19 protein-coding genes and 3 tRNA genes are annotated in these 25,051 nt (G+C 62.5%); 9 read left to right on the top strand and 13 right to left on the bottom strand.

Annotated elements, in window-relative coordinates; genetic code table 11:
* The first annotated feature begins 3 nt into the window (after nt 1-3).
* The 3 genes from JVX91_RS15825 to fabI are packed head-to-tail and all read left to right on the top strand — an operon-like array spanning nt 4 to nt 3,458.
* Nucleotides 4-1,023, top strand: a complete 1,020-nt coding sequence (locus JVX91_RS15825; protein ID WP_205335147.1) for an ABC transporter permease — start codon at nt 4-6, stop codon at nt 1,021-1,023.
* Between the two features lies 1 nt (nt 1,024).
* Complete coding sequence (locus JVX91_RS15820) at nt 1,025-2,635, top strand: ABC transporter ATP-binding protein (protein ID WP_205335146.1); 1,611 nt, start codon at nt 1,025-1,027, stop codon at nt 2,633-2,635.
* Nucleotides 2,636-2,660: 25 nt separating this feature from the next.
* Nucleotides 2,661-3,458 (top strand): enoyl-ACP reductase FabI, encoded by a 798-nt coding sequence (gene fabI / locus JVX91_RS15815; RefSeq protein WP_205335145.1) that lies wholly within the window; start codon nt 2,661-2,663, stop codon nt 3,456-3,458.
* Between the two features lie 86 nt (nt 3,459-3,544).
* Here the strand turns inward: fabI and JVX91_RS15810 are convergent, their stop codons facing one another.
* The 9 genes from JVX91_RS15810 to JVX91_RS15770 form a co-directional block, all read right to left on the bottom strand.
* On the bottom strand, nt 3,545-5,434 hold the full coding sequence (locus JVX91_RS15810) for a SurA N-terminal domain-containing protein (RefSeq protein WP_205335144.1): 1,890 nt from the start codon (nt 5,432-5,434) through the stop codon (nt 3,545-3,547).
* A 227-nt stretch (nt 5,435-5,661) separates the two neighbouring features.
* Nucleotides 5,662-5,934: a nucleoid-associated protein HU-beta gene (gene hupB / locus JVX91_RS15805; protein WP_003087931.1), complete on the bottom strand. Its 273-nt coding sequence runs from the start codon at nt 5,932-5,934 to the stop codon at nt 5,662-5,664.
* A gap of 136 nt (nt 5,935-6,070) precedes the next feature.
* Nucleotides 6,071-8,467, bottom strand: coding sequence for an endopeptidase La (gene lon, locus JVX91_RS15800; protein ID WP_205335143.1), 2,397 nt, complete (start codon nt 8,465-8,467; stop codon nt 6,071-6,073).
* Nucleotides 8,468-8,600: 133 nt separating this feature from the next.
* A complete protein-coding gene (gene clpX / locus JVX91_RS15795) occupies nt 8,601-9,881 on the bottom strand; it encodes an ATP-dependent Clp protease ATP-binding subunit ClpX (RefSeq protein ID WP_205335142.1) in 1,281 nt (426 codons plus the stop codon).
* Between the two features lie 108 nt (nt 9,882-9,989).
* Nucleotides 9,990-10,628 carry an ATP-dependent Clp endopeptidase proteolytic subunit ClpP gene (gene clpP / locus JVX91_RS15790; protein ID WP_205335141.1) on the bottom strand — a complete coding sequence of 213 codons (639 nt, stop codon included), beginning with the start codon at nt 10,626-10,628 and terminating at the stop codon, nt 9,990-9,992.
* Between the two features lie 93 nt (nt 10,629-10,721).
* Nucleotides 10,722-12,032: a trigger factor gene (gene tig, locus JVX91_RS15785; protein WP_205335140.1), complete on the bottom strand. Its 1,311-nt coding sequence runs from the start codon at nt 12,030-12,032 to the stop codon at nt 10,722-10,724.
* Nucleotides 12,033-12,174: 142 nt separating this feature from the next.
* Nucleotides 12,175-12,259, bottom strand: a tRNA-Leu gene (locus tag JVX91_RS15780).
* Nucleotides 12,260-12,311: 52 nt separating this feature from the next.
* Nucleotides 12,312-12,387: transfer RNA gene (locus tag JVX91_RS15775), tRNA-His, on the bottom strand.
* 29 nt (nt 12,388-12,416) lie between these two features.
* Nucleotides 12,417-12,493, bottom strand: a tRNA-Arg gene (locus JVX91_RS15770).
* A 263-nt stretch (nt 12,494-12,756) separates the two neighbouring features.
* Between JVX91_RS15770 and folD the strand changes: the two genes are divergently transcribed.
* On the top strand, nt 12,757-13,611 hold the full coding sequence (gene folD / locus JVX91_RS15765) for a bifunctional methylenetetrahydrofolate dehydrogenase/methenyltetrahydrofolate cyclohydrolase FolD (protein ID WP_205335139.1): 855 nt from the start codon (nt 12,757-12,759) through the stop codon (nt 13,609-13,611).
* Nucleotides 13,612-13,674: 63 nt separating this feature from the next.
* Here folD and cysS read toward each other — a convergent pair whose 3' ends face one another.
* Nucleotides 13,675-15,063 carry a cysteine--tRNA ligase gene (gene cysS, locus JVX91_RS15760; RefSeq protein ID WP_205335138.1) on the bottom strand — a complete coding sequence of 463 codons (1,389 nt, stop codon included), beginning with the start codon at nt 15,061-15,063 and terminating at the stop codon, nt 13,675-13,677.
* A 3-nt stretch (nt 15,064-15,066) separates the two neighbouring features.
* Complete coding sequence (locus JVX91_RS15755; protein ID WP_205335137.1) at nt 15,067-16,749, bottom strand: glutamine--tRNA ligase/YqeY domain fusion protein; 1,683 nt, start codon at nt 16,747-16,749, stop codon at nt 15,067-15,069.
* Between the two features lie 121 nt (nt 16,750-16,870).
* Between JVX91_RS15755 and JVX91_RS15750 the strand changes: the two genes are divergently transcribed.
* The 3 genes from JVX91_RS15750 to JVX91_RS15740 all read left to right on the top strand — a co-directional run bounded on the left by JVX91_RS15750 (nt 16,871) and on the right by JVX91_RS15740 (nt 19,560).
* Nucleotides 16,871-17,377, top strand: a complete 507-nt coding sequence (locus JVX91_RS15750; protein WP_024765728.1) for a peptidylprolyl isomerase — start codon at nt 16,871-16,873, stop codon at nt 17,375-17,377.
* A 4-nt stretch (nt 17,378-17,381) separates the two neighbouring features.
* A complete protein-coding gene (gene lpxH, locus JVX91_RS15745; protein ID WP_205335136.1) occupies nt 17,382-18,104 on the top strand; it encodes a UDP-2,3-diacylglucosamine diphosphatase in 723 nt (240 codons plus the stop codon).
* 124 nt (nt 18,105-18,228) lie between these two features.
* A complete protein-coding gene (locus JVX91_RS15740) occupies nt 18,229-19,560 on the top strand; it encodes an SPFH domain-containing protein (protein ID WP_205335135.1) in 1,332 nt (443 codons plus the stop codon).
* Nucleotides 19,561-19,664: 104 nt separating this feature from the next.
* Here the strand turns inward: JVX91_RS15740 and miaE are convergent, their stop codons facing one another.
* Nucleotides 19,665-20,276, bottom strand: coding sequence for a tRNA isopentenyl-2-thiomethyl-A-37 hydroxylase MiaE (gene miaE / locus JVX91_RS15735; RefSeq protein ID WP_205335134.1), 612 nt, complete (start codon nt 20,274-20,276; stop codon nt 19,665-19,667).
* Between the two features lie 194 nt (nt 20,277-20,470).
* Here miaE and JVX91_RS15730 point away from each other — a divergent pair, with 194 nt between their 5' ends.
* Complete coding sequence (locus JVX91_RS15730; protein WP_205335133.1) at nt 20,471-21,334, top strand: universal stress protein; 864 nt, start codon at nt 20,471-20,473, stop codon at nt 21,332-21,334.
* Nucleotides 21,335-21,388: 54 nt separating this feature from the next.
* Here JVX91_RS15730 and JVX91_RS15725 read toward each other — a convergent pair whose 3' ends face one another.
* A complete protein-coding gene (locus JVX91_RS15725) occupies nt 21,389-21,865 on the bottom strand; it encodes a DUF1289 domain-containing protein (RefSeq protein WP_205335132.1) in 477 nt (158 codons plus the stop codon).
* 382 nt (nt 21,866-22,247) lie between these two features.
* Between JVX91_RS15725 and acnB the strand changes: the two genes are divergently transcribed.
* Nucleotides 22,248-24,857 carry a bifunctional aconitate hydratase 2/2-methylisocitrate dehydratase gene (gene acnB / locus JVX91_RS15720; protein WP_205335131.1) on the top strand — a complete coding sequence of 870 codons (2,610 nt, stop codon included), beginning with the start codon at nt 22,248-22,250 and terminating at the stop codon, nt 24,855-24,857.
* Nucleotides 24,858-25,051 lie beyond the last annotated feature (194 nt).

The raw sequence follows: 25,051 nt of genomic DNA, 5'->3' as shown, positions 1-25,051 counted from the left end.
CCGATGCGCCTGTCTCCCATCAATCAGCGCCGCTGGGCGCGCTTCAAGGCCAACAAGCGTGGCTGGTGGTCGCTCTGGCTGTTCCTCACGCTGTTCATCCTCAGCCTGGGTGCGGAACTGATCGCCAACGACAAGCCCCTGGCCATCCGCTACGACGGCGAGTGGTACTTCCCGGTGGTCAAGCGCTACCCGGAAACCGCCTTCGGCGGCGAGTTCCCCATGGAGGCGAACTACAAGAGTCCGTACATGCGCGAGCAGATCGCGCAGAAGAACGGCTGGATCCTCTGGCCGCCGATCGCCTACAGCTACGACACCATCAATTACGACCTGCGCGTACCGGCGCCCTCCGCGCCCACCGCGGAAAACTGGCTGGGCACCGACGACCAGGCGCGCGACGTGATGGCGCGGGTGATCTACGGCTTCCGCGTGTCGGTACTGTTCGCCCTGATCCTCACCGTGCTCAGCTCCATCGTCGGCGTCGTCGTGGGCGCGCTGCAGGGCTTCTATGGCGGCTGGATCGACCTGCTCGGCCAGCGCTTCCTGGAAATCTGGTCGGGCCTGCCGGTGCTCTACCTGCTGATCATCCTTGCCAGTTTCGTGCAGCCGAGCTTCTGGTGGCTGCTGGGGATCATGCTGCTGTTCTCCTGGATGAGCCTGGTGGACGTGGTGCGCGCCGAGTTCCTCCGTGGCCGCAACCTGGAATACGTGCGCGCGGCGCGCGCCCTGGGCATGCGCAACGGGGCGATCATGTTCCGCCACATTCTGCCCAACGCGATGATCTCCACCCTGACCTTCATGCCCTTCATCCTCACCGGCGCGATCGGCACCCTGACCTCCCTGGACTTCCTCGGCTTCGGCCTGCCCGCCGGCGCGCCGTCGCTGGGCGAACTGGTCGCCCAGGGCAAGTCCAACCTGCAGGCGCCCTGGCTCGGCATCACCGCCTTCGTGGTGCTGGCCGTGATGCTCAGCCTGCTGGTGTTCATCGGCGAAGCCGCCCGCGATGCCTTCGACCCGAGGAAATGAGATGAACCAGAACGAGAACCTCATCGAAGTCCGCGACCTGTCCGTCGATTTCCTCTGTGGCGAGGAACAGGTACGCGCGGTGGAACACATCAGCTTCGACATCCGCAAGGGCGAGACCCTGGCGCTGGTGGGCGAAAGCGGCTCCGGCAAGTCGGTGACCGCGCACTCCATCCTGCGCTTGCTGCCCTACCCCACCGCGAGCCATCCCTCTGGCAGCATCCACTACGCCGGCAAGGACCTGCTCAAGCTCCCCGAGCGCAAGCTGCGCGGGATTCGCGGCAACCGCATCGCCATGGTGTTCCAGGAACCCATGACCTCGCTGAACCCGCTGCACAGCATCGAGAAGCAGATCGGCGAAGTCCTCGCGCTGCACAAAGGCATGAACGGCGCCCAGGCTCGCGCACGCACGCTGGAGCTGCTGGACCTAGTGGGCATCCCCAACCCTGCCAGCCGCCTCAAGGCCTATCCGCACGAGCTCTCCGGCGGCCAGCGCCAGCGGGTGATGATCGCCATGGCCCTGGCCTGCGAACCGGAGCTGCTGATCGCCGACGAACCGACCACGGCCCTTGACGTCACCGTGCAGCTGAAGATCCTCGACCTGCTGCGCGACCTGCAGCAGCACCTGGGCATGGCCATGCTGCTGATCACCCACGACCTCAACCTGGTGCGGCGCATCGCCCATCGCGTTTGCGTGATGAAGAGCGGCTGTATTGTCGAGCAGGCCGACTGCGAAGCCCTCTTCGAGGCCCCACAGCACCCCTACACGCGCGAATTGCTCGGAGCCGAGCCCAGTGGCAGCCCCGCGCAGAACGAGCCAGGAGCGCCACTGCTGGAGGTCAACGACCTGCGCGTGTGGTTCCCGATCAAGAAAGGCGTGTTCCGCAAGACCGTCGATCACGTCAAGGCCGTCGACGGCATCGACTTCAGCCTGCCCCGCGGCCAGACCCTGGGCATCGTCGGCGAGAGCGGCTCCGGCAAGTCCACCCTGGGCCTGGCCATCCTGCGACTGATCAATAGCCAGGGCGGTATCCGCTTCGAGGGCCAGGCACTGGAGGGCATGAGTCAAGCCGAGGTGCGGCCGCTGCGGCGCGAAATGCAGGTCGTCTTCCAGGACCCCTTCGGCAGCCTCAGCCCGCGCATGTCGGTGGGCCAGATCGTCGGTGAAGGCCTGGAAATCCACGGCACCGGTTCGGCCGAAGAGCGCGAGCAGGCGATCATCGCGGCCCTGAAGGAAGTCGGCCTCGACCCCGACACCCGACACCGCTACCCGCACGAATTCTCCGGCGGCCAACGGCAGCGCATCGCCATCGCCCGCGCACTGGTGCTCAAGCCGGCGCTGATCCTGCTGGACGAGCCGACTTCCGCGCTGGATCGCACCGTGCAGCGTCAAGTGGTGGAACTACTCCGGCATTTGCAGGAGAAGTACAACCTGACCTACCTGTTCATCAGCCATGACCTGGCGGTGGTGAAAGCGCTGAGCCACCAGTTGATGGTGATCCGTCATGGCAAGGTGGTCGAACAAGGCATGGCCGACGAGGTCTTCGCCGCGCCGCAGCACACCTATACCCAGCAACTGCTGGAGGCCGCCTTCCTGGTCCCGGCGCCGGCCTGACTCCGCACACGAACAAGGAGTGACTATGGGATTTCTCAGAGGTAAGCGCGTCCTGATCGTCGGCGTCGCCAGCAAGCTGTCCATCGCCTCCGGTATCGCAGCCGCGATGCATCGCGAAGGCGCCGAGCTGGCCTTCACCTACCAGAACGACAAGCTCAAGGGGCGGGTCGAAGAATTCGCCGCCGACTGGGGCTCCAATGCGCAGCTGTGCTTCCCTTGCGATGTGGCCAACGACGCCGACATCGAGGCCGTTTTCGCCGCGCTGGCAAAACAATGGGACGGACTGGACTGCATCGTCCACTCAGTGGGCTTTGCGCCAGGTGACCAGCTCGACGGCGACTTTACCGCGGTCACCACCCGCGACGGTTTCCGTATCGCCCACGACATCAGCGCCTACAGCTTCATCGCCCTGGCCAAGGCCGGCCGCGAGTTGATGCAGGGCCGTAACGGCAGCCTGCTCACCCTCTCCTACCTGGGCGCCGAGCGCACCCTGCCCAACTACAACGTGATGGGCATGGCCAAGGCCAGCCTGGAGGCCGGCGTACGCTACCTGGCCGGCAGCCTCGGCCCGGAGGGTACGCGGGTAAACGCGATCTCCGCCGGCCCCATTCGCACCCTGGCCGCGTCGGGCATCAAGAGCTTCCGCAAGATGCTTGCCGCCAATGAGCGCCAGACGCCGCTGCGCCGCAATGTGACCATCGAGGAAGTCGGCAACGCCGGCGCGTTTCTCTGCTCGGACCTGGCCAGCGGCATCAGCGGCGAAATCCTCTATGTCGATGGCGGCTTCAACACCACCGCCATGGGCCCGCTGAGCGACGACTAACCTCGTCCGCCAGATGAACGAAAGGCCGCAGATGCGGCCTTTTTCTTTGCCTGATAGAACAAGGGCCGCTTGCGCGGCCCCGTTCGTTACTTCTTGGCTTCGTCGAATTTCTCGACTTTCGCCTGATCCTGCAGATAACGGCGGAACGCGGAGAAATCATCCTGGCCGCTACGCGAGGCGAGGAAGCGTTGGTACATCGCCTTCTCTTCCTCGGTCGGCTTCGCTTCCGGCTCATTCACACCATTGAGCTTGACCAGTACGAAGTCGCCATTCTGCAACGCCACACCGCCCAGGCTGGGCTTGTCGGCGGCTTCAGGACGAGCCATGCGGAACACACTCTGCAGCACGACCGGATCGACACCTTCCTGGCCGCGGGCGGCCGCTTCGACGACCTTCCACTCCTGGCCTTCCTGAGCCTTGGCCAACGCGACCTTGCCATCGCGCAGACCTGCCAGCAGGGCTTCGCCACGGGTCTTGGCGTCGGCCGCAGCATGCTCCACCTGCAGGCGCTTGAGGATGCTGTCGCTCACCTGCGCGAGGGTTTCCTGCTCAGGCTTGTGGTGCTCCTTCACGCGCAGCACGACCACGGTGTCCGGATCCAGCTCGATGGCGCCACTGTTGGCACCGTCTTCCAGCACCTCGGTGCCGAACGCAGCCTGGATCACCTGGCGGTTCGCAGTGACACCTTCGCCGCCTTCCTTGCCGAATGGCTTGCTGGTCTGCACCTTCAGGCGCATGTCCTGGGCGGGCTGCGCCAGGTCAGAAGCTTCGTAGGCGGAGCTTTCCAGTTGTTTGGTCGCATCGACGAAGCGCTGCTCGACCAGTTGGGTCTTGACCTCTTTCTCCAGCTTCGCCTTCAGGCTGTCGAAGGTCGGAACCTCAGGCGCTTCGACGCCCAGCAGCTTGATCAGGTGCCAGCCGTAGGACGTCTTGACCGGCGCGGAGACCTCGCCCTTCTTCAACGCGTACAGCGACTCCTCGAAGGCAGGATCGTAGACCCCACGGCCGGCATAACCGAGATCACCACCGTTGGCAGCGGAGCCGGTGTCGTTGGACAGCTCCTTGGCCAGCTTGGCGAAGTCCTCACCCTTGTCCAGGCGCGCCTTGATCTCGTCGATCTTGGCCTTGGCCTGCTGATCGTTCTGCTTGTCGTTCACCTCGATCAGGATGTGCGCGGCATCGCGCTGCTCGGCCAGGCCGGCGATTTCCTTCTGATAGAGGGCATCGAGGTCCTCCTTCTTCACTTCGACCTGGTCGAAGAAGCCGGATTTCTTCAGCTCGATGTAGTCGATGGTGACCTGCTCGGGCGTCATGAACTCGGTGCTATGGGCGTCGTAGTACGCCTTGATTTCGCTGTCTTCTACCTTGCTCTTGGCCGGGTCGGCCTTGAGGGTCAGGGTGGCGAAGTCACGGGTCTGCTTTTCCAGACGAGCGAAGGCGCTCAGCTCATCATCGGTGACGAAACCGGTACCGGCGATGCCGGCGCGCAGTTGGCCGATCAGCATTTCCTCGCCGAACATGCGGCGGAACTGCATGCGGTCGTAGCCCATCTGGCGGATAACCTGATCGAAGCGGTCAGCGCTGAATTTGCCGTCCACCTGGAATTCCGGAGTCTGCAGGATGAGCTGGTCCACGGCCTGCTGGGAGAAGGCGAACTTGTCGTTCTGAGCCGCCTGCAGCACCAGCCTACGCTCGATGAGCGACTTCAGCGCAGATTCCTTGAGCAGCTTGTCGTCAAGCATGGACGCATCGAAGTCCTTGCCCAGACGCTGCATCAGTTGGCGACGCTGCATGTCCACGGCCTGCTGCAGTTCCGGCAGGCCGATATCGTCACCATTGACCTGGGCAGCGACGTTCTCGTGATGGGTTGCGCGAATGATCTGATCGAACCCGGTCAAAGCCATGAGGACAACGATCACGCCCAGGATGGTCTTGGTGATCCAGCCTTGGGAATTGTCCCTGATGTTTTGCAGCATGCGGCCCCCGGCGCGAACGCGGCCAGCCGTCAATGGCGGCGCGGCGTGAAAAAAAAGGCGGATATAAGAAAGGCGCATCCGAGGATGCGCCTTCTCGTAACTGGTGGAGCTTGCGGGCTTGAGCCCGTGACCCCTGTGAGTCCGACTGGTTTGAAGCCTGCCGGCTCACCGCTCCGTGATCGGTTCAGCCAAGGCTGAACCGATCCAGGTCAAGTCCAAAAAGACGCTTAGTTAACGGCATCCTTGAGGGCTTTACCGGCCTTGAAGCCCGGGATCTTAGCAGCAGCGATCTTGATCGGCTTGCCGGTTTGCGGGTTGCGACCGGTGCGAGCAGCACGCTCTTTGACAGCGAAGGTGCCGAAGCCGACCAGTACGACGGAGTCACCAGCCTTCAGGGCGCCAGTTACGGACTCGATCACCGCGTCCAGAGCGCGACCGGCAACAGCTTTCGGGATATCAGCAGATGCGGCGATAGCATCGATCAGTTCCGACTTGTTCACTCTAAGTCCCCTTATTTCTGTTGAGTATGTTTCTAGGTGTTAGGTGTAAGCAAAAGCAGGTGTTGGTTTGCCAACTGACAAAGCAAGTGCCGCTTTATAACAAGGGCTCAAAAACAGTGTCAAGAAAGCCCCCCAACTAATGCGTGCTGATTCGCTCCTTGGAATCAGACTCGCGCTTCTCATCCTTTGCAACCATCTCGGGAGCCGCATCGGGCAAGGGCTCCGGGGCGTATTGCAGCGCAATTTGCAGGACCTCGTCAATCCATTTAACCGGTTTAATAACGAGATCAGCCTTAATATTGTCCGGAATTTCCCTAAGGTCTCGTACGTTTTCCTCGGGAATGATCACAGTCTTGATTCCGCCTCGATGCGCGGCGAGAAGTTTTTCTTTCAGACCACCGATGGCCAGCACTTGGCCTCGGAGGGTGATTTCACCGGTCATGGCAACGTCGGCGCGCACAGGAATCTGCGTGATGGCCGAGACCAGCGCCGTGCACATGCCGATGCCCGCGCTAGGGCCGTCCTTGGGCGTCGCGCCTTCCGGCACATGGATATGGATATCGTGCTTCTCGTGGAAGTCCGGAGCGATGCCCAGGCTCTTCGAACGACTTCGAACCACGGTCAGCGCGGCAGTGATCGACTCAGCCATGACGTCGCCCAGCGAGCCGGTCTTGGTCAGCGCGCCCTTGCCCGGAACCATGGCCGACTCAATGGTCAGCAACTCACCGCCCACCGAAGTCCACGCAAGGCCGGTCACTTGGCCGATCTGGTCCTGCTGCTCGGCCAGCCCGTAACGGAACTTGCGCACACCCAGGTAATTTTCCAGCGAATCCGGGGTCACGATGGCGTCGATGCGCTTCGCCTTGCCACCCTCCTTCACCGCCTTGCGGCAGACCTTGGCGATCTGTCGCTCCAGGCCACGCACACCGGCCTCGCGGGTGTAGTAACGGATGATGTCGCGAGTGGCCGCCTCCTCGAAGGCCAGCTCGCCCTTCTTGAGTCCATTGGCCGCAGTCTGTTTCGGTACAAGATATTTCGAGGCGATGTTGATCTTCTCGTCCTCGGTGTAGCCCGGCAGACGAATGACCTCCATACGGTCCAGCAACGCTGCCGGAATGTTCATGGAGTTCGCCGTGCAGAGGAACATCACGTCGGAGAGATCGTAATCCACTTCGAGATAGTGGTCGTTGAAGTTGTGATTCTGTTCCGGATCCAGCACTTCCAGCAGCGCCGAAGCGGGATCGCCGCGCATGTCGCTGCCCATCTTGTCGATCTCGTCGAGCAGGAACAGCGGGTTGCGCACGCCCACCTTAGTCATTTTCTGAATCAGACGACCGGGCATGGAACCGATGTAGGTACGGCGGTGACCACGGATTTCCGCCTCGTCACGCACGCCACCCAAGGCCATGCGTACGAACTTGCGATTGGTCGCACGGGCAATGGACTCCGCCAGCGACGTCTTGCCAACGCCGGGCGGGCCGACCAGGCAGAGCACCGGCCCCTTGAGCTTCTTAACGCGCTTCTGCACGGCGAGGTACTCAAGGATGCGCTCCTTGACCTCTTCCAAGCCATAGTGGTCGGCGTCGAGGATGTCCTCGGCCTTGTCCAGGTCGTGGCGAACCTTGCTCTCGGCTTTCCACGGCACGTTCACCAGCCAATCGATATAGGAGCGCACAACGGTGGCCTCGGCGGACATCGGCGACATCTGCTTGAGCTTGTTCAGCTCGGCAGTGGCCTTGGCCATGGCCTCCTTGCTCAGGCCAGCGGCGTCGATACGCTTCTTCAGCTCCTCGACTTCGTTATGGCCTTCATCGATGTCACCCAGTTCCTTCTGGATGGCCTTCATCTGCTCGTTGAGGTAGTACTCGCGCTGACTGCGCTCCATCTGCTTCTTGACGCGGCCACGGATGCGCTTCTCGACCTGCAGCAGGTCGATCTCGGCATCCAGCATCGCCAGAACATGCTCGACACGAGCAGACAGCTCGGTGATTTCGAGAATTTCCTGTTTCTGCTCGATCTTCAGCGCCATGTGCGCTGCCATGGTGTCAACCAGGCGACCAGGCTCGTCGATGCTGTTCAGGGAGGACAGCACCTCGGCAGGGACTTTCTTGCCCAGCTGCACGTACTGCTCGAACTGGCTCAGGAGGCTGCGGGTGAAGACCTCGGACTCGCGCTCGCCGACAGCGGCTTCGTCAATGATCGAAACTTCGGCGCGGCAATAGGCATCTTCGTCGATGAAACGCTCTACCTGACCACGCTGCTCACCTTCGACCAGCACCTTGACGGTGCCATCGGGCAGTTTGAGCAGTTGCAGGACGGTGGCCACGGTGCCCATGCGATACAGGCCGTCTTCGCCCGGATCGTCGTCGGCGGGGTTTTTCTGCGCCAGCAACAGGATCTGTTTGTCGCCGGTCATGGCGGCCTCGAGGGCCTCGATCGATTTCTCACGTCCCACGAACAGCGGGATGACCATGTGCGGATACACCACTACGTCACGCAGGGGGAGCAGGGGCAACTCGACGAGTGTTTTCATGATATTCGGCTCTACAGCGGCACTTGGCCAAAACGATGGGATTGGACCCTTCGGCCTAAGATGGGGTTAGGGCAGGGAAAAAACAAGCGCGGTAGATGGGAAGAAAAAAGGGGCCCTAGGGCCCCTTCTGGTTTCAGGCGTCAGGTGCAGCCTTGGCCGGCTGCTCGCTGTTCTCGTAGATCAGCAGCGGCTGGGAGGAGCCCTCGATGACGCTTTCGTCGATCACCACCTTGCTGACATCGTTCTGCGAGGGGATTTCGTACATGGTATCGAGCAGGATGCCTTCGAGGATCGAACGCAGGCCACGGGCGCCAGTCTTGCGCTCCAGAGCGCGACGGGCAACGGCCTTGAGCGCGTCCGGACGGAACTCGAGGTCCACGCCTTCCATTTCGAAGAGCTTGGCGTACTGCTTGGTCAGCGCGTTCTTCGGCTCGGTCAGAATCTGCATCAGCGCAGGCTCGTCCAGCTCGTCAAGGGTCGCGATGATCGGCAGGCGGCCAACGAACTCCGGAATCAGACCGAATTTCACCAGATCTTCCGGTTCGACTTCGCGCAGCGCTTCACCTACCTTCTTGCCCGCTTCCTGACTGCGAACCTCGGCGCTGAAGCCGATGCCGCCCTTGGTGGAACGGTTCTGGATGACCTTTTCCAGGCCAGCGAACGCACCACCACAGATGAACAGGATGTTACGGGTGTCGACCTGCAGGAACTCCTGCTGCGGGTGCTTGCGGCCGCCCTGCGGCGGCACGGAAGCCACGGTGCCCTCGATCAGCTTCAGCAGCGCCTGCTGAACGCCTTCGCCAGACACGTCGCGGGTGATCGACGGATTGTCGGACTTGCGCGAGATCTTGTCGATTTCGTCGATGTAGACGATGCCCATCTGGGCCTTCTCGACGTCGTAGTCGCACTTCTGCAGCAACTTCTGGATGATGTTCTCGACATCCTCGCCCACATAGCCCGCCTCGGTGAGGGTAGTGGCATCGGCGATGGTGAAGGGAACGTTGAGCAGGCGCGCCAGTGTCTCGGCAAGCAGCGTCTTGCCCGAGCCAGTCGGCCCGATCAGCAGGATGTTGCTCTTGCCCAGCTCGACGTCATCCTTGCGCTCACGCTGGTTGAGGCGCTTGTAGTGGTTGTACACCGCTACTGCCAGGGTTTTCTTGGCACGTTCCTGGCCGATCACGTACTGATCGAGGATGGTGCGGATCTCTTTCGGCGCCGGAAGCTTGTGTGCACTGCTCTCAGCCTGTGCCTCCTGCACCTCCTCGCGGATGATGTCATTGCACAGGTCGACGCACTCGTCGCAGATAAAGACCGAGGGGCCGGCAATCAACTTGCGCACTTCGTGCTGGCTCTTGCCGCAGAAGGAGCAATACAGCAGCTTGCCGTTGTCCTCGCCGTTGCGGGTGTCAGTCATTCGATCGTTCCAATCGGGGATATACGTGAAGGACAAGATGAAGGCATTCGCAGGCATTTTCAAGCCCGCGAAGCGGCCGGATCACCGGCCGCCGTATTGCGGAGAGACTCAGCTGGCGGAAGGACGCTGAGTGAAGACCTGATCGATCAGACCGTAGTTGACCGCTTCTTCGCCGCTCATGAAGCGGTCGCGATCAGTATCGCGGGCGATGATATCCAGCGGCTGGCCGGTGTGATGTGCCAGCACCTGGTTCAGGCGCTCCTTGATGAAGAGGATTTCCTTGGCATGGATCTCGATGTCCGAGGCCTGGCCCTGGAAACCACCCAGCGGCTGGTGGATCATCATGCGCGAGTGCGGCAGGCAGTAGCGCTTGCCCGCGGCGCCGCCAGCCAGCAACAGGGCACCCATGCTGCACGCCTGGCCCACGCAGATGGTGGACACGTCGGGCTTGATGAACTGCATGGTGTCGTAGATCGACATGCCAGCGGTCACGGAGCCGCCTGGGGAGTTGATGTAGAGGTGGATATCCTTGTCCGGATTCTCGGCCTCGAGGAACAGCAACTGGGCCACCACGAGGTTGGCCATGTAGTCCTCGACCTGGCCGACCAGGAAGATGATCCGCTCCTTCAGCAGGCGCGAATAGATGTCGTAGGAACGCTCACCGCGGGCAGATTGCTCCACCACCATCGGCACCAGACCACCAGCAGCCTGAATGTTCGGAACTTGCGGCATATAAGGATTATGCATGTCCGACGATCACTCCCTAATAAAAAGTCATGTCTCTATAGACGCACAAGCCAGCCCGAAGGCTGGCTTGTGACGATCGAACGAAGCGCTGGATCAGGCCGCTTGCGGAGCTTCTGCAGGCTTGACCGCGTCTTCGTAGGATACCTGCTTGTCGGTCACATTGGCCTTCTGCAGGACAGTATCTACAACTTGTTCTTCCAGTACAACCGAGCGAACTTCGTTCAGTTGCTGGTCGTTCTTGTAGTACCAGGAAACAACTTGTTCCGGCTCCTGATAAGCGGAAGCCATCTCTTCGATCATTTCGCGAACGCGGGCTTCATCAGCCTTCAGCTCGTGCTGCTTGACCAGCTCGGCGACGATCAGACCCAGCACGACGCGGCGCTTGGCCTGCTCTTCGAACAGCTCAGCCGGCAGTTGGTCGGGCTTGATGTTGCCACCGAACTGCTGGACGGCCTGCACGCGCAGACGATTGACTTCGTTGCCGATCAGGGCTTTCGGAACTTCGATCGGGTTGGTCTCGACCAGACCTTCCATCACCTGGTTCTTCACCTTGGACTTGATGGCCTGACGCAGCTCGCGCTCCATGTTCTTGCGAACTTCGGTACGGAAGCCTTCCAGGGTGCTTTCCTTCACGCCGAACAGAGCGAAGAACTCTTCGTTCAGTTCCGGCAGCTTCGGCTCGGCGACGCTGTTGACGGTAGCGGTGAACTCGGCGGCTTTGCCGGCCAGGTCCAGGTTCTGGTAGTCCTCGGGGAAGGTCACGTTCAGAACGCGCTCTTCACCGGCCTTGGCGCCGACCAGGCCTTCTTCGAAGCCCGGGATCATGCGGCCGGAGCCCAGCACCAGCAGGGTGCCCTTGGCGGAACCGCCAGCGAAGGCTTCGCCGTCGATCTTGCCGACGAAGTCGATGTTCACCTGGTCGTCGTTCTGAGCGGCACGGTCAACAGCTTCGAAGCGGGTGTTCTGCTTGCGCAGGATTTCCAGCATGTTGTCGAGATCGGCATCAGCCACATCAGCCTGCAGGCGCTCGACCTTGATGCCGTCGAAACCGGCAACCTGGAATTCCGGGAAGACTTCGAAGGTAGCGACGTACTCGAGGCCCTTCTCTTTCTCGAACACTTTCGGCTCGACGGACGGAGCGCCGGCCGGGTTCAGCTTCTGCTCAACCACTGCTTCGTAGAAGGTTTCCTGGATCAGGTCACCGAGGGCTTCCTGACGAGCGGCGGCTTCGTAGCGCTGACGGATCACGCTCATCGGCACCTTGCCGGGACGGAAGCCAGGAACCTTGGCGCGACGAGCGGTCTGCTGCAGACGCTTGTTGACTTCGGTCTCGATGCGCTCGGCCGGCACGCCAACGGTCATGCGGCGCTCAAGAGCGGAGGTGCTTTCAACGGAAACTTGCATGGATATTCCTCGTGGCACAGACGTAAGCCGGTCCTTCCGGCTCCCAGAATCAAGGGCAAGCATTCTAGTAGCTAGAGATGCAGAAGTCACCCAGGCCGGAAGCTGCGGAAGTTCACGGATGCGAGAGCTTATGGAGAGAAGATGGTGCGGACGGAGAGACTCGAACTCTCACAGCTTGCGCCACCGGAACCTAAATCCGGCGTGTCTACCAATTTCACCACGTCCGCAGGGTACCGCAGAAACGAAAACGCCAGGCTCTAGGCCTGGCGCTTCGGAATATGGGGTGGACGATGGGAATCGAACCCACGACACCAGGAGCCACAATCCTGTGCTCTACCAACTGAGCTACGCCCACCATATTACATGCTTGTACCGAACGCCACTTGGCGCACCCGGCAGGACTCGAACCTGCGACCATCCGCTTAGAAGGCGGATGCTCTATCCAGCTGAGCTACGGGCGCTTTAGTGGCTGCAACCCTTGCTAAGCAGATCAGTGGAAACCACTGAACCGGTTGGCACCGCCTTCGTCTTTCGTTTCAGGCTGTGCTCGGCAAGCGGGGCGCATGTTATCGATGAGGCCATACCCCGTCAACAACTTTTTTAAAAAAAGTTCAAAGAGATAAAGGAGTTACGGCAAATCGGGGGCGCCCGCCTTTGCCTTATGGAGGCAGCGTGCGAAAATGCGCGCCTTCTTTTCACCCGCCTTAATGGTTATCCCCCCGACATGACTGCAAAACTGATCGACGGCAAAGCGATCGCCGCCAGCCTCCGCCAGCAGATTGCCCAACGCGTCAATGAACGCCGCCAGCAAGGACTGCGCATCCCCGGCCTGGCTGTGATCCTGGTCGGCAGCGACCCCGCCTCTCAGGTCTATGTCGCGCACAAGCGCAAGGACTGTGAAGAGGTCGGCTTCCTCTCCCAGGCGTACGACCTCCCCGCCAGCACCACCCAGGAAGAACTGCTGGCACTGATCGACCGCCTGAATGCCGACCCGGCCATCGATGGCATCCTCGTCCAACTGCCTCTCCCCGCCCACCTCGATGCCTCCCAGTTGCTGGAGCGGATCAACCCGGACAAGGACGTGGACGGCTTCCACCCCTTCAATATCGGCCGCCTGGCCCAGCGCATCCCGCTACTACGCCCCTGCACCCCGAAAGGCATCATGACGCTGCTGGAAAGCACAGGTATCGACCTGTACGGCCTGGATGCCGTGGTAGTGGGCGCATCGAACATCGTCGGCCGCCCCATGGCGCTGGAACTGCTGCTGGGCGGCTGCACCGTCACCGTGACCCACCGCTTCACCCGCGACCTGGCCGACCACGTGCGCCGCGCCGACCTGGTGGTCGTGGCCGCCGGCAAGCCGGGCCTGGTGAAGGGCGAGTGGATCAAGGAAGGCGCCATCGTCATCGACGTGGGTATCAACCGCCAGGAAGACGGCAAGCTCGTGGGCGACGTGGAATATGACGTGGCTGCCGAGCGCGCCAGCTGGATCACCCCGGTTCCGGGCGGCGTTGGCCCGATGACCCGCGCCTGCCTGCTGGAAAACACCCTGTACGCCGCTGAACACCTGCACACCTGACAGGTTTTCGACGAGCAAGAAAAAGGCCGCTGATCAGCGGCCTTTTTCATTTCCGGGTTGCGATTACTCGGCGAGGCGCCAGGTAGTACCACCCTTGCCGTCTTCCAGCACCACGCCCAGAGCGGTCAGCTCGTCGCGGATGCGGTCGGACTCAGCCCAGTTTTTGGCCGCGCGGGCATCCAGGCGCGCCTGGATCAATGCATCGACCTGCGCCGCATCGACCTTGCCGGCCGCGCCTGCCTGGAGGAACTCGTCGGAGTCCATCTGCAGCACGCCGAGCAGAGCACCCAACTCACGCACGCGCGCCGCCAGCGCAGCAGCTGCTGCCGGATCGCTGTCGCGCAGGCGATTGACCTCGCGGACCATCTCGAACAGTACGGCAACGGCTTCCGGCGTACCGAAGTCGTCATCCATCGCCGCGCCGAAACGCTCGACGAACTCCTCGCCACCCTGGACAGCCACCTGCGGCAGGCCGCGCAGCGCGGTGTAGAAACGCTCCAGCGCGCCCTTGGCTTCCTTCAGGTTGTCTTCGGAGTAGTTGATCGGGCTGCGGTAATGACTGGAGACCAGCAGGAAGCGCACGACTTCCGGGTGGTACTTCTCCAGCACTTCGCGAATGGTGAAGAAGTTGCCCAGGGACTTGGACATCTTCTCGCCGTCCACGCGCACCGCGCCAGCATGCATCCAGCTGGCCGCATAGAGCTTGCCGGTGGCTGCCTCGCTCTGGGCGATCTCGTTCTCGTGGTGCGGGAACACCAGGTCCGGGCCGCCGCCGTGGATGTCGAAGGTCTCGCCCAGGCAGCAGGTGGACATCACCGAGCACTCGATGTGCCAGCCCGGACGACCGGCGCCCCAGGGCGACTCCCAGCTCGGCTCGCCCGGCTTGGCGCCTTTCCAGAGCACGAAGTCCAGCGGGTCTTCCTTGGATTCGTCGACCTCGATCCGCGCGCCGATGCGCAGGTCTTCGATCTTCTTGCGCGAAAGCTTGCCGTAGCCGGCGAACTTGCCGACCCGGTAGTAGACGTCGCCGTTACCTGGCGCGTAGGCGTAGCCCTTTTCGATCAGGGTCTGGATCATCTCGTGCATGCCGGCAATATGGCCGGTGGCGCGCGGCTCGATGTCCGGACGCAGAACGGACAGGCGCGCCTCATCCTCGTGCATCGCGGCGATCATGCGGGCGGTCAGGTCTTCGAACGATTCGCCGTTCTCCTGGGCGCGACGGATGATCTTGTCGTCGATGTCGGTGATGTTGCGCACGTAGGTCAGGTCATAGCCGCGATGGCGCAGCCAGCGGGCGATGACGTCGAACGCCACCATCACGCGGGCATGGCCGATGTGGCAGAAGTCGTAGACGGTCATGCCGCACACGTACATGCGTACCTGGTTGCCTACCAGCGGTTTGAAGACGTCCTTGGTCTTGGACAGCGTGCTGTAGATCTGCAAGTCAGCCATCCCTTACTGCCCCCAGGAATCGCGCAGGGTCACGGTGCGGTTGAACACCAGGGCGCCAGCCTTGGAATCCTTGGCGTCGGCGCAGAAGTAGCCTTCGCGCTCGAACTGGAAGCGATCCTCGGCGGTGGCGCTGGCCAGCGACGGCTCGGCGCGGCAGCCCTTGAGCACCACCAGGGATTCGGGGTTGATGTTGTCGAGGAAGCTGCCGCCCTCTTCCGACTTCTCCGGGTTGGCGGAGCGGAACAGGCGGTCGTACAGGCGCACTTCGCACTCGACGCTCTCGGCGGCCGGCACCCAGTGAATCACGCCCTTGACCTTGCGGCCCTCGGGGTTCTTGCCCAGGGTATTCTCGTCGTAGCTGCAGCGCAGTTCGACGATGTTGCCGGCAGCGTCCTTGATGGCTTCGTCGGCGCGGATCACGTAGCTGCCGCGCAGGCGCACTTCGCCGCCCGGGATCAGGCGTTTGTAGCCGGCCGGCGGGACCTCCTCGAAGTCGCTGGCGTCGATGTAGATCTCGCGGCTGAACGGCAGCACGCGCACGCCCATGTCCTGCTTCGGATGGCGCGGCAGCTCAAGGTTCTCGACCTGGCCTTCCGGGTAGTTGGTGATGACCACCTTCAGCGGCTTGAGCACGCACATCGCACGGCCAGCGTTGGCATCCAGGTCGTCACGGATGGCGAACTCCAGCATGCCGATGTCCACCAGGCCGCCGGCGCGGTTCACGCCGATCATGTCGCAGAAGGCGCGGATCGAAGCCGGGGTGTAGCCACGACGGCGATAACCAGACAGGGTCGACATACGCGGGTCGTCCCAGCCATTCACGTGATTCTCATCCACCAACTGCTTGAGCTTGCGCTTGCTGGTGATGGTGTAGTTCAGGTTCAGGCGCGCGAATTCGTACTGGCGCGGTTGGGCCGGGACCGGCAGGTTGGCCAGGAACCATTCGTACAGCGGGCGGTGATCCTCGAACTCCAGGGTGCAGATGGAGTGGGTGATGCCCTCGATGGCGTCCGACTGACCGTGGGTGAAGTCGTAGCTGGGGTAGATGCACCACTTGTCGCCCGTCTGGTGGTGATGGGCGTGGCGGATGCGATAGAGGATCGGGTCGCGCAGGTTGATGTTCGGCGAGGCCATGTCGATCTTCGCGCGCAGCGAACGGGCGCCGTCCGGAAACTCGCCGGCCTTCATGCGGGCGAACAGGTCCAGGTTCTCTTCCACGGAGCGATCACGGAACGGGCTGTTCTTGCCCGGCTCGGTCAGGGAGCCGCGGTAGGCGCGCATTTCCTCGGCGTTGAGGTCACAGACGAAGGCCTTGCCGGCCTTGATCAGGTCCACCGCCCAGTCGTGCAACTGGTCGAAATAGTTGGACGCATAGCGCACCTGGCCAGCCCACTCGAAGCCCAGCCATTTCACGTCAGCCTCGATGGCGTCGATGTATTCCTGGTCTTCCTTCGCCGGGTTGGTGTCGTCGAAGCGCAGGTGGCAGTCACCGCCGAACTCCTTGGCCAGGCCGAAGTTCAGACAGATGGACTTGGCATGACCGATATGCAGGTAGCCGTTGGGCTCCGGCGGGAAGCGGGTGACGATCTTCTGGTGCTTGCCACTTTCCAGGTCGGCCTGGACGATGGGGCGCAGGAAGTTGGCGGCAACAGTGGCTTCTTTCGTATCGGCGGTAGGCTTGCTCATGGTGTCCTTGATCATTCTGTCGTTCAGCCAGGGTAGGCCGGCCAAACCAAAGCGCTTATCATAGCCGAAGCTGTCAACCCCCTGACAGGCCTTCGATTTTTCCAAAGAGCGGAATTCCCTGATGACTACCACCGTCAAACTGCAGACCAACTTCGGCGATATCACCCTTGAACTGTTCGACGACAAGGCGCCGGAAACCGTGGCCAACTTCAAGGAGTACGTGAAGGCCGGCCATTACGACAACACCGTGTTCCACCGCGTGATCAACAACTTCATGATCCAGGGCGGCGGTTTCGAGCCGGGCATGAAGCAGAAGAGCACCCGCAAGTCGATCAAGAACGAGGCCAACAACGGCGTCGGCAACAAGATCGGCACCGTCGCCATGGCCCGTACCATGGAGCCGCACTCGGCCAGCGCGCAGTTCTTCATCAACGTCGCCGACAACGATTTCCTAAACCACAGCGCACCGACCGTGCAGGGCTGGGGCTACTGCGTGTTCGGTGAAGTGAAGGACGGCATGGACGTGGTCAACAAGATCAAGACCGTCGCCACCACCATGCGCTCTGGCCACCAGGACGTCCCGGCCGACGACGTGATCATCGAGAAAGCCGAAATCATCGGCGAGTGAGTCGATGAGCGTCCTGTTCATCTCGGACCTGCATCTCGAAGCGGAACGCCCGGACATTACCCGGGCGTTCTTGCATTTCCTGTCCACCCGCGCCCGCACCGCCGAAGCTCTTTATATCCTTGGGGACTTCTTCGAGGCCTGGATCGGCGACGACGGCATGGACGAATTCCAGCGCTCCATCGCCCGCGCCCTGCGTGAATTGTCCGACAGCGGCACGCGCATCTATCTGATGCACGGCAACCGCGACTTCCTGATCGGCAAGGCCTTCTGCCGAGAAGCCGGCTGCACCCTGTTGCGCGACCCGAGCCTGATCGACCTGGGCGGCGAGAAGATCCTGCTGATGCACGGCGACAGCCTGTGCACCCTCGACGCGGCCTACATGAAGCTGCGCCGCTGGCTGCGCAACCCGCTGACCCTGTTCATCCTGCGCAACCTGCCACTGGCCACCCGCCACAAGCTGGCGCGCAAGCTGCGCAAGGAAAGCCGCGCGCAAACGCGCATGAAGGCCAGCGAGATCGTCGACGTCACCCCAGCCGAAGTGGAGCGCATCATGCGCGACAAGGGCGTGCGCATCCTGATCCACGGCCACACCCACCGCCCCGCCGTCCACGAGCTGGACATCGACGGCCGCCCGGCGCGGCGCATCGTCCTCGGCGATTGGGATCGCCAGGGCTGGGCGCTGGAAGCCGACGAACACGGCATGCAGCAGGCCCCCTTCCCTCTCTGACACGGCAAGGCCACACCAGTAGTGGCCTTATGATGCCGACCCTCTCGCACTATCAGACGTTTCCACTTGACCGGCACCCGCGACCTTAAGCAGCATCGCCGGCTTGCTCACTCAAGGAAGAAACATGCTGATCTCCAAGGGAAATCTCATCAAATTCGGCGCCGCTCCCCTGGCGCTGGTCGCCGCCGGCTTCATCCTGTTCAACGGGATCTTCTTCTATAACGAAGCCGGCTTCATGACCCACGTACGGACCATCTTCGGCGACGAGAAGATCGTCGACGACGTGGGCTACGCCACCAAGTGGTTCGGTCGTGCCACCACCTGGAAAAAAGCCATCAGCGTGCAGTCCGTGCTGATCATGGACGAGAACGACAACAACCCGGACAACGACGGACTTGGCGCCACCATCGAAGCCTTCCCCATCGTTTTCCTCGGCAACGTCGACGCCAAGGTCGAGTCCTCCGCCCGCTTCCGCCTGCCAGGCGGCGACCAGTTCCTGAAGATGGCCCAGGAATACCGCAACCCGGACAACTTCATCCGCACCGCGCTGATTCCAGCAATCAAGGAAACCCTGCAGGCCACTGCCTCGCTGATGACCGCCGACGACTACTACGCCGGCGCCCGCAGCGAGTTCGCCGCGGAGTTCGAGAACCAGCTCAATGACGGCCTCTACCTGATCAAGCGCAAGGAAGTCCGCGCACCGCGGGGCGCCCTGCCCCACCAGACCGCCATTCTTCAGGCCGGCACCGAACAGGGTAATTTTGGCGACAACAACGCCAGCCAGTTCATCACCGAGAAGGTCACCGACGCCAAGGGCATCCCGGTGCGCAAGCAGCAGCAGTTCCGCAAGTTCGGCGTGGAAGTGGTGGAGGCGCGCATCACCAACGTCGACCCCAACCCGCAATACAAGCAGCGCATGGTCAAGGTCCAGCAGGCCCTGGCCGAGCTGGCCGTGGCGCGCCAGAACCGCCTGAAGGAAGAGGAAGAGAAGCTGCTGGTCACCGCCCGTGGCGAGAAGGAAGTGGAAGCCAAGCGCCAGGAAACCCTGCGCGACCAGATCGAGCGCACCACCCAGGCAGAGACCGAAAAGCAGCTGGCCGTCATCAACGCCGAACGCGAAAAGCAGCGCGCCGAGATCGAGAAACAGACCGCCGAACTGCTGCGCGACAAAGCCGCCGTGACCGCCCAGGCCACCAAGATCACCGCCGACGCCGATGCTTACGCCCGTGAAGCGGTGATCAAGGCGGACGGTGCGCTGCAGCCCAAGCTGGACGCGCTGATCGCCATCAACAAAGTGTGGGCCGAAGCCGCCGCCCAGGCGCCGGTGCCCAGCGTGATGATGGCCGGAGGTCAGACCGGCGCCAGCAGCCGCCAGGACGAGATCGGCCAGCTGATGGGCGTGCTGGCTACAAAGGCCGCACGCGACCTGGCGCTGGACCTGAAGGTGAAGGACTGACGCCGCATCTGTAGGAGCGAGCAAGAACTAGGCGTCCCCCTCGGTCCTACGAAGAGCCAATAAAAAAGCGCCCGTCTGGGCGCTTTTTTATTGCGGGGCGCAAGTCAGGCCGCCAGCTCCGCCGGCACGCCACTGTGGAAGCGGAACTCACTGTCCGGCGACTGGATCAGGCCGGCTTCCACCTCACGGATTTCGGCCACCCGGCGCTCGATGTCGGCGTCATCGCCATAACGACGAGCCAGGCTCAGATAGCCCTGAAAATGTCGCGCCTCGGATTTCAGCAGCGAGCCATAGAACTTCGCCAGATCGGCATCCAGGTGATCCACCAGCGCGGCGAAACGTTCGCAGCTGCGACATTCGATGAAGGCGCCGACGATCAGGGTATCCACCAGCTTCTGCGGTTCGTGATTGCGCACCACGGCGCGCAGGCCGGAGGCATAGCGGCCCGCGGAGATTGGCCGCAACGGGATGCCGCGCTTCTTCAGGATTGCCAGCACCTGTTCATGGTGGCGCAACTCCTCGCGAGCCAGGCGCGACATGAAGTTCACCAACTCCTCATGGGCGCTGTACTTGGCGATCAGGGCCAGGGCCGTGCTGGCGGCCTTGAACTCGTTGTTCTTGTGGTCGATCAGCATGACCGCCTGATCCCGCAATGCGGCTTCCACCCACGCATCCGGCGTGGCACAACCGAGGAATTCCCTGATTTCAGACAGCATGCTCGACTCCACCAACGACCCACTCCAAAAACCCAGCGCACCGGCGCCCTGCTGGCCGGTGCCATAAAGGCGGAGCATTATACGAGGGCCGTCGCGCGGAACCAGCTTCCAGCGTTGATATGCCTCAACGTCATGACGGCGATATCCCGACTACAGTTGTTCCACATAAACAACGCGCACGAAGGGAGACGATCATGCAAGCCATCCGTAGCATCCTCGTAGTCGTGGACCCGGACCAACCGGAAGGTCTCGCACTGAAACGCGCCCGGCTCATCGCCAGCGTGACCCAGTCGCACCTGCACCTGCTGGCCTGCGAGCGACGCAGCGACTACACCGCCAAGCTCGAGGCGGTGGCCGAGGAACTGCGCCAGGAGGGCTTCAGCGCCTCCAGCCGGCAGGCCTGGAAGGACAACCTGCACCAGACCATCATCGCCGAACAGCAAGCCGAAGGCTGCGGCTTGGTGGTCAAGCAGCACAGCCCGGACAACCCGCTGAAGAAAGCCCTGCTCACTCCGGATGACTGGAAGCTCCTGCGCTTCTGTCCCGCACCAGTGCTGCTGGTGAAGACCAGCCTGCCCTGGGCTGGCCGCAATATCCTCGCCGCCGTGGACGTGGGCAACAACGACGCCGAGCACCGCACCCTGCACGCTGGCATCGTCAGTCATGCGTATGACATCGCGGGCCTCGCCCACGGCCAGCTGCACGTGATCAGCGCCCACCCCTCGCCCATGCTGTCGGCTGCCGACCCGACGTTCCAGCTCAGCGAAACCATCGAGGCCAAGTACCGAGAAGCCTGCATGGCCTTCCAGGCGGAGTACGGCGTGGATGACCAACACCTGCACATCGAGGAAGGTCCGGCGGATGTATTGATCCCGCGTGCGGCGCACAACCTCGACGCGGCGGTGACGGTGATCGGCACCGTAGCGCGCACCGGGCTGTCTGGCGCTCTGATCGGCAACACCGCCGAAGTGGTGCTGGACGCGCTGGAAAGCGACATCCTGGTGCTCAAGCCAGACGACATCGTCGCGCATCTGGAAGAGGTCGCTGCCAAGCCTTGACCTGTAGGAAAGCAAAAGCGCCCATTCGGGCGCTTTCTCATTGGTAGGCGGACATCAGACTCGCGGTTCCAGCCCGTCGGCCAGGAAACTCGGCGCGATGTAACGTTCGTAGTGCGCCTCGGAGAGGATGAAGAACTCCTTGTCGATGGCGTCGCGCAGGTCCGGCAGCGGCCATTCGCGGAATTCCGGCAGCAGCGCCAGGCCGTAGGCCTCCACCTGGTTGATCATCCGCGAGCCGCGGGCGATCAGCTGGTACGCCCAGCAATACGGCGACTGCTCGGGGACGAAGCGGATCTGCCGCTGCTCCAGCTGGCTGCGCAGCAGGGGCGCATCGAAGACCTCCAGCTTGGCCATCATCACTTGTGCCAGGAGTATCTCCAGACGGCTCAAGACCGCCCGTTTCTCCTCGTCGCCGTAGCGGTTCCAGTTCACCACTTCGTGGTGGAAACGCTTGCAGCCACGGCAGACCAGGTCGCCATATACCGTCGAGCAGAGCCCGACACAGGGGGTTTTGATGCGTTGCGAAGACATGGTTGAACAGGTTGCTGGCAAAGCGGGCATGTTAGCCCTTTGTCTAGGCAAGATCACCCTCGGGCCCCACGCAAATCGGCTTACCAAGGCCCATTAATTCCATTAGAATGGCTGCGCCTTTTTGGCGTCATTGTCCGAAAGAAGCTGTTTTCAAAGCGTCACGAAGCACAGATTCCGGCAGCCGCGCGGTCTGGGCGCCTCCCTCAAGCGCCCAGACCCATCAGTCCCAGGCCACCCCGGCGTAAAACTTTGAAAACAGCTTCTGCCCGGAGATCGCCGGTGCCGTCGTAGGTCAGTGGATTACCGTCCACCATGCCTGACGAATGGATCGGAGGGGTCTCCTGGATACGCGTCCTCCGGGACCACTGATGAGGGAAATACTGTGCTTGAAGCCTATCGCAAACACGTAGAAGAGCGTGCCGCCCAGGGCGTCGTGCCCCAGCCGCTGAACGCCGAACAGACCGCAGGTCTGGTCGAACTCCTGAAGAACCCGCCGGCCGGCGAAGAAGAATTTCTCCTCGACCTGATCACCAACCGCGTACCGCCGGGCGTGGACGAAGCCGCCTACGTCAAGGCCGGTTTCCTGTCCGCCGTTGCCAAGGGTGAAGCCACTTCCCCGCTGCTCTCCAAGACCCGCGCCCTCGAGCTGCTGGGTACCATGCAAGGCGGCTACAATATCGCCACCATGGTCGAGCTGCTGGACAACGCCGAGCTGGCCGAAGTCGCCGCCGCCCAACTGAAGCACACCCTGCTGATGTTCGACGCCTTCCACGACGTCGCCGAGCGCGCCAAGAAAGGCAACGCCGCCGCCAAGGCCGTGCTGCAATCCTGGGCCGATGGCGAGTGGTTCAAGGCCCGTCCGGCCGTCGCCGAGAAGCTGACCCTGACCGTGTTCAAGGTCCCCGGCGAAACCAACACCGACGACCTGTCCCCCGCTCCGGACGCCTGGTCGCGCCCCGACATCCCGCTGCACGCGCTGGCCATGCTGAAAATGGCCCGCGACGGCATCGAGCCGGTCCAGCCGGGCTCCGTCGGTCCGCTGAAGCAGATCGAGGCCGTTAAAGCCAAAGGCTTCCCGGTTGCCTACGTCGGCGACGTGGTCGGCACCGGTTCGTCCCGTAAGTCCGCCACCAACTCGGTGCTGTGGTTCTTCGGCGACGACATCCCCTACGTTCCGAACAAGCGCGCTGGCGGCTTCTGCTTCGGCACCAAGATCGCCCCGATCTTCTACAACACCATGGAAGACGCCGGCGCCCTGCCGATCGAATTCGACTGCACCAACCTGGCCATGGGCGACGTCATCGACGTGTACCCGTACGAAGGCAAGGTCGTGCGTCATGACAGCGGCGAAGTGGTCACCACCTTCGAGCTGAAGACTCCGGTCCTGCTGGACGAAGTCCGCGCCGGCGGCCGTATCCCGCTGATCGTTGGCCGTGGCCTGACCGAGAAGGCCCGCGCCGAGCTGGGTCTGGGTGCCTCCGACCTGTTCAAGAAGCCGGAAGCTCCGGTCGACAGCGGCAAGGGCTTCACCCTCGCCCAGAAAATGGTTGGCCGCGCCTGCGGTCTGGCCGAAGGCCAGGGCGTACGTCCGGGCACCTACTGCGAACCGAAGATGACCACCGTCGGTTCCCAGGACACCACCGGCCCGATGACCCGCGACGAGCTGAAAGACCTGGCTTGCCTGGGCTTCTCCGCCGACCTGGTGATGCAGTCCTTCTGCCACACCGCTGCCTATCCGAAGCCGATCGACGTCAAGACCCACCACACCCTGCCGGACTTCATCATGACCCGCGGCGGTGTCTCCCTGCGTCCGGGCGACGGCATCATCCACAGCTGGCTGAACCGCATGCTGCTGCCTGACACCGTCGGCACCGGCGGCGACTCGCACACCCGCTTCCCGATCGGCATCAGCTTCCCGGCCGGTTCCGGCCTGGTCGCCTTCGCCGCTGCCACCGGCGTCATGCCGCTGGACATGCCGGAATCGGTTCTGGTGCGCTTCAAGGGCAAGCTGCAACCGGGCATCACCCTGCGTGACCTGGTCCATGCGATCCCCTACTACGCGATCCAGGCTGGCCTGCTGACCGTCGAGAAAAAAGGCAAGAAGAACATCTTCTCCGGCCGCATCCTCGAGATCGAAGGCCTGAACGACCTGACCGTCGAACAAGCCTTCGAGCTGTCCGACGCCTCCGCCGAGCGTTCGGCTGCCGGTTGCACCATCAAGCTGCCGGAAGAGGCCATCGCCGAGTACCTGAAGTCCAACATCACCCTGCTGCGCTGGATGATCGGCGAAGGCTACGGCGACGCCCGCACCCTGGAGCGCCGCGCGCAAGCGATGGAAGCCTGGCTGGCCAACCCGCAACTGCTGGAAGCCGACAAGGACGCCGAATACGCCGCCGTCATCGAGATCGACCTGGCCGACGTCAAGGAGCCGGTACTCTGCGCTCCGAACGACCCGGACGACGCTCGCCTGCTGTCCAGCGTACAAGGCCGCAAGATCGATGAAGTCTTCATCGGTTCCTGCATGACCAACATCGGTCACTTCCGCGCTGCCGGCAAACTGCTGGACAAGGTCAAGGGTGGCATTCCGACCCGTCTGTGGCTGGCTCCGCCGACCAAGATGGACGCCCACCAGCTGACCGAGGAAGGCTACTACGGCATCTACGGCAAGGCTGGCGCGCGCATGGAAATGCCGGGCTGCTCGCTGTGCATGGGTAACCAGGCTCGCGTACAGACCGGTTCGACCGTGGTCTCCACCTCGACCCGTAACTTCCCGAACCGTCTGGGCGACGCCACCGACGTGTTCCTGGCATCCGCCGAGCTGGCCGCTGTCGCTTCGATCATCGGCAAGCTGCCGACCATCGAGGAGTACATGGCCTACGCGAAGGACATCGACAGCATGTCTGCCGATATCTACCGCTACCTGAGCTTCGACCAGATCGCCGAGTTCCGTGAAGCTGCAGCCAACGCGAAGATCCCGGCCGTTCAGGTCTGAGTGATTCCAGCGTGACGAAAAGCCCCGCCTCGTGCGGGGCTTTTCTTTTCCAGAAAGCCCGCCATAGAGCCCTCGCCGCCGGGACTCACGATGGGCCTAATACTTATTGACCGGTTACGCCCTCGCCTTCTGGGTCTATGGTGGAAAACAGGCTCCTGCCGATATCCGTGCTCAGGTGCCCTTGTGGAACCCTC

The sequence above is a fragment of the Pseudomonas sp. PDNC002 genome, from assembly GCF_016919445.1.
GTDB lineage: Bacteria > Pseudomonadota > Gammaproteobacteria > Pseudomonadales > Pseudomonadaceae > Pseudomonas.
This window is presented reverse-complemented; position numbering and strand designations above follow the sequence as displayed.

Coding starts and splice junctions, on each gene's coding strand:
- lpxH (WP_205335136.1), top strand. CDS start 17,382: ATGAGCGTCCTGTTCATCTCGGACCTGCATCTCGAAGCGGAACGCCCG.
- cysS (WP_205335138.1), bottom strand. CDS start 15,063: ATGGCTGACTTGCAGATCTACAGCACGCTGTCCAAGACCAAGGACGTC.
- JVX91_RS15820 (WP_205335146.1), top strand. CDS start 1,025: ATGAACCAGAACGAGAACCTCATCGAAGTCCGCGACCTGTCCGTCGAT.
- clpX (WP_205335142.1), bottom strand. CDS start 9,881: ATGACTGACACCCGCAACGGCGAGGACAACGGCAAGCTGCTGTATTGC.
- JVX91_RS15740 (WP_205335135.1), top strand. CDS start 18,229: ATGCTGATCTCCAAGGGAAATCTCATCAAATTCGGCGCCGCTCCCCTG.
- JVX91_RS15730 (WP_205335133.1), top strand. CDS start 20,471: ATGCAAGCCATCCGTAGCATCCTCGTAGTCGTGGACCCGGACCAACCG.
- folD (WP_205335139.1), top strand. CDS start 12,757: ATGACTGCAAAACTGATCGACGGCAAAGCGATCGCCGCCAGCCTCCGC.
- tig (WP_205335140.1), bottom strand. CDS start 12,032: ATGCAAGTTTCCGTTGAAAGCACCTCCGCTCTTGAGCGCCGCATGACC.
- JVX91_RS15725 (WP_205335132.1), bottom strand. CDS start 21,865: ATGTCTTCGCAACGCATCAAAACCCCCTGTGTCGGGCTCTGCTCGACG.
- JVX91_RS15810 (WP_205335144.1), bottom strand. CDS start 5,434: ATGCTGCAAAACATCAGGGACAATTCCCAAGGCTGGATCACCAAGACC.
- JVX91_RS15750 (WP_024765728.1), top strand. CDS start 16,871: ATGACTACCACCGTCAAACTGCAGACCAACTTCGGCGATATCACCCTT.
- fabI (WP_205335145.1), top strand. CDS start 2,661: ATGGGATTTCTCAGAGGTAAGCGCGTCCTGATCGTCGGCGTCGCCAGC.
- JVX91_RS15755 (WP_205335137.1), bottom strand. CDS start 16,749: ATGAGCAAGCCTACCGCCGATACGAAAGAAGCCACTGTTGCCGCCAAC.
- clpP (WP_205335141.1), bottom strand. CDS start 10,628: ATGCATAATCCTTATATGCCGCAAGTTCCGAACATTCAGGCTGCTGGT.
- lon (WP_205335143.1), bottom strand. CDS start 8,467: ATGAAAACACTCGTCGAGTTGCCCCTGCTCCCCCTGCGTGACGTAGTG.
- miaE (WP_205335134.1), bottom strand. CDS start 20,276: ATGCTGTCTGAAATCAGGGAATTCCTCGGTTGTGCCACGCCGGATGCG.
- JVX91_RS15825 (WP_205335147.1), top strand. CDS start 4: ATGCGCCTGTCTCCCATCAATCAGCGCCGCTGGGCGCGCTTCAAGGCC.